Genomic DNA, 8,389 nt, shown 5'->3' with positions numbered 1-8,389 from the left:
GCCCGAGCGACTCGGCCAACTCCACGGCTTGGTGCTTGAACTCATCGGTATAGCTACGACGGGTGATACGGGACATAAGGGACCTCCAAGTGCGATCAAAGTATCGCTTCTTGGCGTCCGCTGACGGGGGGCCAGATCAGTGAGCCGCATGGATGCGGCGACCAAGGCTACATGGACGTACTTGCGCCGCCCCCCGCAGCCCCGCCCCGTCCGACCCAGCCCATGACACTGGCTCTGCCGGCCGTGAGGGGCCCTGCCGTTGGCTGCATATGCCCCACCGCATGACCGAAATGGCGCCACACGTTAAACTCCCGCCGTGAATACTCCCACCTACACCGCCCAGCAACTCGCCGAGCAGTTCGGCCTGCAGGTCCATGGCGATCCCGCTACCGCCATCCATGGCGTGGCTACCCTCGCACATGCCGGTCCTGGCCAGCTGACCTTCCTTGCCAACCCCCGCTATCGCGTCCAGCTGGCCGACAGCCGGGCTTCGCTGGTGGTCCTGCGTGCCGATGACGTCGACGCCGCCCCCGGCGCCGCGCTCGTCGCCAAGGACCCGTACACCGCATTCGCCAAGATTGCCGCGCTGTTCGACATCGCGCCGACCCGCCCGCCGGGCATCCATCCCAGCGCAGTGATCGATCCCAGCGCCCAGGTCGCCGCCAGCGCCCATATCGGCCCGTTCGTCTCGGTCGGTGCGCGCAGCGTCGTCGGTGAGAACTGCATCATCGGCACCGGCAGCGTGATCGGCGAGGACTGCAGCCTGGATACCGGCTGTGAGCTGATCGCCCGCGTGACCCTGGTCACCCGGGTCACGCTGGGCAAGCGCGTGCGCGTGCATCCCGGTGCCGTACTCGGCGCCGATGGCTTCGGCCTGGCGATGGACGCCGGCAAGTGGATCAAGGTGCCGCAGCTCGGCGGCGTCCGCATCGGCGATGACTGCGAGATCGGCGCCAACACCTGCGTCGACCGTGGTGCGCTGGAAGACACCGTGCTGGACGAAGACGTGCGCCTGGACAACCTGGTGCAGATCGCGCACAACGTGCAGATCGGCGCGCACTCGGCCATTGCCGGCTGCACCGGCATCGCCGGCAGCGCCAAGATCGGCCGCTACTGCCTCCTCGGCGGCCACGTTGGCGTGGTCGGCCACCTCGAGATCTGCGACAAGGTCGTGATCACCGGCAAGTCGGTGGTCCGCAACTCCATCCATGAGCCGGGCGAGTATTCGTCCGGCACCCCATTGACCGACAACCGCACGTGGCGCAAGAACGCCGCGCGCTTCAAGCAGCTGGACGCATTGGCTCGCCGCGTTCTGGCTGCTGGCAAGGAGAAAGAATGAACGATTCGCTGCAGCTTCCGATCGACGTCTGCCAGATCCAGGAACTGCTTCCGCACCGCTACCCGTTCCTGCTGGTGGACCGGGTGCTTGAACTCGACGTCGAGGCCAAGCGGATCCTGGCGCAGAAGAACGTCAGCATCAACGAGCCGTTCTTCCAGGGCCACTTCCCGGGCCGCCCGATCATGCCCGGGGTGCTGATCATCGAAGCGCTGGCGCAGGCTGGCGGCGTCATGACCCAGCTCACGCTCGGCCGCGATGCGCAGTCCAAGCTGTTCTACATGGTCAAGGTGGAAAACGCCCGCTTCAACAAGCAGGTCGTGCCCGGTGACGTGCTGATGCTGGACGTGCAGATGAAGCGCCTGATCCGCAACATGGGCTGGTACTACGGCGAAGCCAAGGTCAACGGCGAAGTCGTCGCGTCGGCCGAGGTCATGTGTGCCGGCGCCAAGGGCTGATCCACTGGAGGCAGCAATGACTGACAACGCACCGCGGATCCACCCTACCGCCGTCATCGACCCGGCCGCACGCCTGGCTGACGATGTTCAGGTGGGCGCCTTCACCCTGATCGGCCCCGACGTTGAAATCGGTGCCGGCACGGTGGTGGGCCCCCATTGCAGCATCCACGGCCCGACCCGGATCGGCCGCGACAACCGCTTCGTCGGCCATGCCGCGATCGGTGGCGAGCCGCAGGACAAGAAGTTCGGCGGCGAGCGCACCGAACTGGTGATCGGCGATCGCAACGTGTTCCGCGAGTTCGTCACGCTCAACCGTGGCACCGGCGGCGGCGGCGGCATCACCACCATCGGCAACGACAACTGGATGCTGGCCTACACGCACGTGGCACACGACTGCCATGTCGGCAACTTCTGCGTGTTCTCCAACAACACCACTCTGGCTGGCCACGTGACCGTGGGCGACTACGTGATCATCAGCGGCTTCGCCGGTGCCCACCAGTTCTGCCGCATCGGCGCGCATGCCTTCCTCGGCATGGGCGCGCTGACCAATGGTGACGTACCGCCGTTCACCATGGTCGGCACCGATTCGCTGGGACGCCCGCGTGGCATCAACAGCGAAGGCCTGAAGCGGCGCGGCTTTGACGCTGACCGCATTTCGGCCATCAAGCGTGCGTACCGCACGCTGTACGTCGCGGGCCTGCCGCTGGCAGAGGCCAAGGTGCAGCTGACCGAACAGGCGCGTGACAGCGACGACGTGAAGGCGATGCTGGACTTCATCGAGCACGCCGAGAGGCCCCTGCTGCGATGAGCAGCTCGACCGGCCAGGCGCCGGCCGGCGCCGCGGTGATCCCGCTGGCCTCGATGGCCGGCAGCGTTCCCGCGCAGCGGGTGCTCAGCGAGCGCCCGTTGCGGATCGCGCTGGTTGCCGGCGAAGCCTCCGGCGACCTGCTCGGTGCGGGCCTGGTGCGTGAACTGAAGGCACGCTTCCCGAATGCCGAGTTCGCCGGTATCGGCGGCGATGCCATGCGCAGCGCCGGCTGCCAGACCTGGCACGATGCCAGCGAGCTGGCGGTGATGGGCCTGACCGAAGTGCTGCGCCACCTGCCGCGCCTGCTCAAGCTGCGCTCGGCGTTCCGCCAGCGTGCGCTGGACTGGCAGCCGGACGTGTTCATCGGCATCGACGCCCCCGACTTCAACCTGGGCATCGAGCGCTGGCTGAAGCAGCGTGGCGTGCGCACCGTGCATTACGTCAGCCCGTCGGTCTGGGCCTGGCGCGAAAAGCGCGCCGAGAAAATCGGCAGCAGCGCCGACCTGGTGCTGTGCCTGTTCCCGATGGAGCCGCCGATCTATGCCCGGCACGGCATCGACGCGCGCTTCGTCGGCCACCCGATGGCCGATGACATTCCGCTGCAGGGCAACCGCGAGGAAGCACGCGCCGCGCTCGGCCTGCCGGCCTCGGCCAAGGTGCTGGCGGTGTTGCCGGGCAGCCGCCTCGGCGAGATCTCGCGCCTGGGCGAACCGTTCTTCGAAGCCGCCTGGCAGGTCTCCGAACGCATTCCGGGCCTGCATGTGGTGGTGCCTGCCGCCAACCCGGCCTGCAGGCAGCTGATCGAAGAACAGCTGTCGCGCTCGGCGCTGCCGGTGGCCTACTCGCACGTGCTTGACGGCCAGGCGCGCAACGCGATGATCGCCGCCGACGTGGTGGTGCTGGCCTCCGGCACCGCGACCCTGGAAGCCATGCTGGTGAAGCGGCCGATGGTGGTCGGTTACCGCGTCAACGAACTGACCTATCGACTGGTCAAGGCGCTTGGCCTGATCAAGGTCGACCGCTTCGCCCTGCCCAACATCCTGGCCGGCCAGGACCTGGCACCAGAGCTGATGCAGCATGACTGCACGCCGGACAGGCTGGCCGCGGCCATCCAGCAGTGGTTCGACCACCCGCAGCGGGTGATCGACCTGCAGGACACTTATGTGCGCCTGCACGAGCGACTGCGACGCAACGCCTCGGCGCGTGCCGCCGATGCCGTCGGCGAGCTGCTGATGCGCGACCAGGCGCAGGCATGAGCCGCCGCCACGCCGCAGCAGCAAGCCTGGCCCTGTTCGACGGTACGGCAGTGGTCGAGCCGGAGCGCCTGGTCGCCGGTGTCGACGAGGCCGGGCGTGGCCCGCTGGCCGGGCCGGTGGCGGTGGCGGCGGTGGTATTCGATCCGTCACGGCCACGGATCAACGGCCTGGATGATTCCAAGCAGTTGACCGCTGCCCGCCGCGAGCAGCTGCATGACCGCATCGTCGAGCGCGCCCTGGCCTGGCATGTGGTGCTGGTGGACGTGGACACCATCGACCGCCTGAACATCTACCAGGCCACCCTGCAGGGTATGCGTGACGTCGTTGCAGCGGTCGCCCACGTGGCCGGCTTCGCCCGCATCGACGGCAACGTGGTGCCCAAGGGCCTGGTACTGCCGGCGCAGGCGCTGGTCGGCGGCGATGGCATCGACCGCGCGATCATGGCCGCCTCGATCCTGGCCAAGGTCTCGCGCGATCGCTACATGCAGGACGTGCACGCCCGCCACCCCCAGTATGGGTTCGAGCAGCACAAGGGCTATGGCACTCCGGCCCACCTGGCCGCCCTGCGCGAGCACGGCCCCTGCGTGGAGCACCGGCGCAGCTTCGCCCCGGTGCGCGAGTGCCTGGAAGCGCCGGCTGTCGCGGCCATCGCCTGAGCCTGCTGGCGTTGTAGCGCCGAGCTCATGCTCGGCAGCTGTGGACAGCCGAGCATGGGCTCGGCGCTACAGAAGGCGGCCTCCCGCACGCCTGAATCCGGCGCCACGCCGTGCCCCTGTCAAGCCTTGTGGCAACCCCCTGCCCTCGCTACCCTGACCGGGCATTCCAGCGCTTCCCGACCCCGGCGACGAACCTCCGTCAGCACCCGGGGCCCGCGCGCTCCAACCTGGTCCGGCATGTCCAACTCCCGCTTCGTACATCTCCACGTCCACACCGAGTTCTCGCTGGCGGACTCGACCATCCGCGTGCCGGCCAAGCCGGACCAGGCGGACCCGAAGAAGGCCAAGCAGGCCAACCTGCTGTCGCGCTCGGTGGAGCTCGGCCTGCCCGCGCTGGCGGTGACCGATCTCAACAACCTGTTCGCCCTGGTCAAGTTCTACAAGGCCGCCGAAGGCGTGGGCATCAAGCCGATCGCCGGTGCCGACGTGCTGATCGCCGAGGAAGGCCAGGACCCGTGGCGGATGACCCTGCTGTGCCGCGACCGCGAGGGCTACCTGAGCCTGTCGCGGTTGCTGACCCGCGCCTGGATGGAAGGCCATCGCCCGGAAGGCGGTGTGGCCATCCACCCGGACTGGCTGAAGGCCGGCAACGCCAACCTGTTCGCGCTGGCCGGACGGCAGAGCCTGGCCGGGCGCCTGGCACTGGACGGCAAGCATGAACTGGCCGAGCAGCAGCTGGCCGACTGGCAGCGCGTGTTCGGCGATGGCCTGCACCTGGAGCTGACCCGTACCGGCCGCGAGGGCGAGGAAACCTTCAACCAGTTCGCGCTGATGGCCGCTGGCCAGCGCGGCCTGCCGGTGGTGGCCAGCAACGACGTGCGCTTCCTGTCGCCGTCGGATTTCAGCGCGCACGAAGCGCGCGTGTGCATTTCCACCGGCCGCGTGCTGGACGATCCCAAGCGCCCGCGCGAGTACAGCGACCAGCAGTACCTGAAGTCGGCCGAGGAGATGTGCGCGCTGTTCGCCGACATCCCCGATGCGATCGACAACACGCTGGCGCTGGCCGAGCGCTGCAACATCGAGATGCGGCTGGGCACCTACTTCCTGCCCAACTACCCGGTGCCCGACGACGAGACCCTGGACACCTGGATCCAGAAGATGTCGCGCGATGGCCTGGAAGAGCGCCTGGAGAAGAATCCGCTGGCGCCGGGCAAGACCCGTGAGGAGTACTTCGAGCGCCTGGAGTTCGAGCTCAACACCATCATCAAGATGGGCTTCCCCGGCTACTTCCTGATCGTGGCCGACTTCATCCAGTGGGGCAAGAACCAGGGCATCCCGATCGGTCCCGGCCGTGGTTCGGGTGCCGGCTCGCTGGTGGCGTGGGCGCTGAAGATCACCGACCTGGACCCGCTGCCGTACAACCTGCTGTTCGAGCGATTCCTGAACCCGGAACGCGTGTCGATGCCCGACTTCGACATCGACTTCTGCATGGACCGCCGCGACGAGGTGATCGACTACGTCGCGCGCAAGTACGGGCGCGAGCGCGTCAGCCAGATCATCACCTACGGCACCATGGCCGCAAAGGCGGTGGTGCGCGACTCCGGCCGCGTGCTCGGCTTCCCGTATGGCCTGGTCGACGGTGTTTCCAAGCTGATTCCCAACATCCTGGGCATCCACCTGAAGGATGCGCTGGGCAAGGGCAAGGAAGGCCCCAGTTCGGAAATGGCGTCGCCGGAACTGATCCAGCGCTATGAGACCGAGGACGATGTCCGCGACCTGATCGACCTGGCGCTGCAGCTGGAAGACCTGACCCGCAACGCCGGCAAGCACGCCGGTGGCGTGGTGATCGGGCCCGAGCCGTTGAGCGAGTTCTGCCCGCTGTACGCCGAACACGACGAAAATGGGCTCGGCAAGAATCCGGTCACCCAGTTCGACAAGAACGACGTGGAAGAAGTGGGCCTGGTGAAGTTCGACTTCCTCGGCCTGCGCACGCTGACCATCATCGACTGGGCGGTGAAGGCGATCAACAAGCGCCACGAACGCGCGGGCATTCCGCCGGTCGACATTGCCGCGATCCCGCTCGACGATGCGCCCACCTACAAGGACATCTTCGCCAACGGCAACACCGGCGCGGTGTTCCAGTTCGAATCCTCGGGCATGCGCCGCCTGCTGAAGGACGCGCGCCCCGACCGCTTCGAAGACCTGATCGCGCTGGTGTCGCTGTATCGCCCCGGCCCGATGGACCTGATTCCCTCCTTCAACGCGCGCAAGCACGGCCAGGAAGAGATCATCTATCCCGATCCGCGCACCGAAGCGATCCTGAAGGACACCTACGGCATCATGGTGTATCAGGAGCAGGTGATGCAGATGGCGCAGATCGTCGGCGGCTACTCGCTGGGCGGCGCTGACCTGCTGCGACGCGCGATGGGCAAGAAGGTGCCGGCGGAAATGGCCAAGCACCGCGAGATCTTCCGCGAAGGTGCAGCCAAGGGCGGCGTCGATGGCCCCAAGGCCGACGAAATCTTCGACCTGATGGAGAAGTTCGCCGGCTATGGCTTCAACAAGTCGCACGCCGCTGCATACGCACTGGTCAGCTACCAGACCGCCTGGCTGAAGCGCCATTACCCGGCCGAGTTCATGGCGGCCACGCTGTCTTCGGACCTGGACAACACCGACAAGGTGGTCGGCTTCCTCGACGAGGTGCGCAACCTCGGCCTGACCGTGCTGCCGCCGAAGGTGAACCAGTCGGCCTTCATGTTCGAAGCGGTCACACCGGACACGATCCAGTACGGTCTGGGCGCGATCAAGGGCGTCGGCCAGGGCGCCTGCGAAGCGGTGGTCGAGGAACGACTGAAGGGCGGACCGTTCAAGGATCTGCTGGACTTCTGCACCCGCGTCGGCTCGGCCAAGCTCAACCGGCGCACGCTGGAAGCGATGATCAACTGTGGCGCGCTCGATGAGCTCGGCCGCAACCGTGCCTCGCTGATGCTGCAGCTGCCGGAAGTGATCAAGGCCACCGACCAGATGGCACGCGAGCGTGCGTCCGGGCAGAATTCGCTGTTTGGCGGGCCCGATCCGAGCACCGTTTCGATCCAGCTGGACCTGCCGGAAGCCGAAGAATGGCCGCTGCTGCAGCGCCTCAACGGCGAGCGCGATACGCTGGGCTTCTACCTCAGCGGCCACCCGTTCGATCCCTGGCGCGACGATGTGCGCGATCTGGTAGGCAACGACCTGGGTTCGGTGGAGAAAATCTGGAGCGCCAACAGCGGCGGCGGTGGCGGCGAGAAGCGCTGGCGCCCGGAAGTGCAGACCGTGCTGGCCGGCCAGGTGGTCGGCGTGCGCCGCAAGGGCGAAAGCCAGATTTTCATCCAGCTGGAGGACGGTCGCGGCCGGGTGGAGTGCAGCGCGTTCTCCGATGCGATGGCCGAGTTCGGCCACCTGATGACCAAGGACCGCATCCTGGTGGTGAAGGGTGGCCTGCGTGAGGACGAATTCAACGGCGGCTTCGCGTTGCGCATCCGCCAGTGCTGGGACTTCGACGAAGTGTGCGCCAACTACGCCACGCGGCTGTCGCTGCGCCTGGACCTGCGCCAGCAGCGCCCGGTCTGGGAGCGCATCAATGCCCTGCTCGACCGCCATCGCCCGGGGCGCACGCCGCTGCGCCTGGACCTGCTGCTGAAGGGCCCGCACGGCGGTGTCGCCGGCATGCTGGATGTCTCCGGGCAGAGCGCAGTGCGCATCGATTCCAAGCTGATGGAGGCGCTGCGCGCCGACCCGGCCGTACGTACGCTGAAGGTGCGCTACAGCCCGCCGTGGGCCAGCTGATGCTGGCTGCTTCGTGTTCCTGTTTTTCCCGTTCCAGTCATCAAGGACGA

The 8,389-nt window shown here is 67.3% G+C and carries 6 protein-coding genes; all 6 read left to right on the top strand.

Features of this window, described 5'->3' with window-relative positions; genetic code table 11:
- The first annotated feature begins 316 nt into the window (after positions 1-316).
- Entirely contained in the window at positions 317-1,339 is a 1,023-nt protein-coding gene (gene lpxD, locus AC5P7S_RS15015) for a UDP-3-O-(3-hydroxymyristoyl)glucosamine N-acyltransferase (protein WP_095378988.1), read from the top strand.
- Positions 1,336-1,794, top strand: coding sequence for a 3-hydroxyacyl-ACP dehydratase FabZ (fabZ, locus tag AC5P7S_RS15010; protein ID WP_005415845.1), 459 nt, complete (start codon positions 1,336-1,338; stop codon positions 1,792-1,794). The genes lpxD and fabZ overlap by 4 nt, the downstream gene beginning before the upstream one ends.
- A gap of 16 nt (positions 1,795-1,810) precedes the next feature.
- Entirely contained in the window at positions 1,811-2,602 is a 792-nt protein-coding gene (gene lpxA / locus AC5P7S_RS15005) for an acyl-ACP--UDP-N-acetylglucosamine O-acyltransferase (protein WP_005415844.1), read from the top strand.
- Between the two features lie 53 nt (positions 2,603-2,655).
- The gene (lpxB, locus tag AC5P7S_RS15000) at positions 2,656-3,858 is read left to right on the top strand and encodes a lipid-A-disaccharide synthase (protein WP_231109109.1); all 1,203 of its coding nucleotides are present in this window, start codon (positions 2,656-2,658) and stop codon (positions 3,856-3,858) included.
- Complete coding sequence (rnhB, locus tag AC5P7S_RS14995; RefSeq protein WP_005415842.1) at positions 3,855-4,514, top strand: ribonuclease HII; 660 nt, start codon at positions 3,855-3,857, stop codon at positions 4,512-4,514. Before lpxB ends, rnhB begins: the two co-directional genes overlap by 4 nt.
- A gap of 237 nt (positions 4,515-4,751) precedes the next feature.
- Entirely contained in the window at positions 4,752-8,339 is a 3,588-nt protein-coding gene (gene dnaE, locus AC5P7S_RS14990; RefSeq protein ID WP_095378990.1) for a DNA polymerase III subunit alpha, read from the top strand.
- Positions 8,340-8,389 lie beyond the last annotated feature (50 nt).

The sequence above is a fragment of the Stenotrophomonas sp. YJH_SMC_32 genome (genome assembly GCF_059369975.1).
This window is presented reverse-complemented; position numbering and strand designations above follow the sequence as displayed.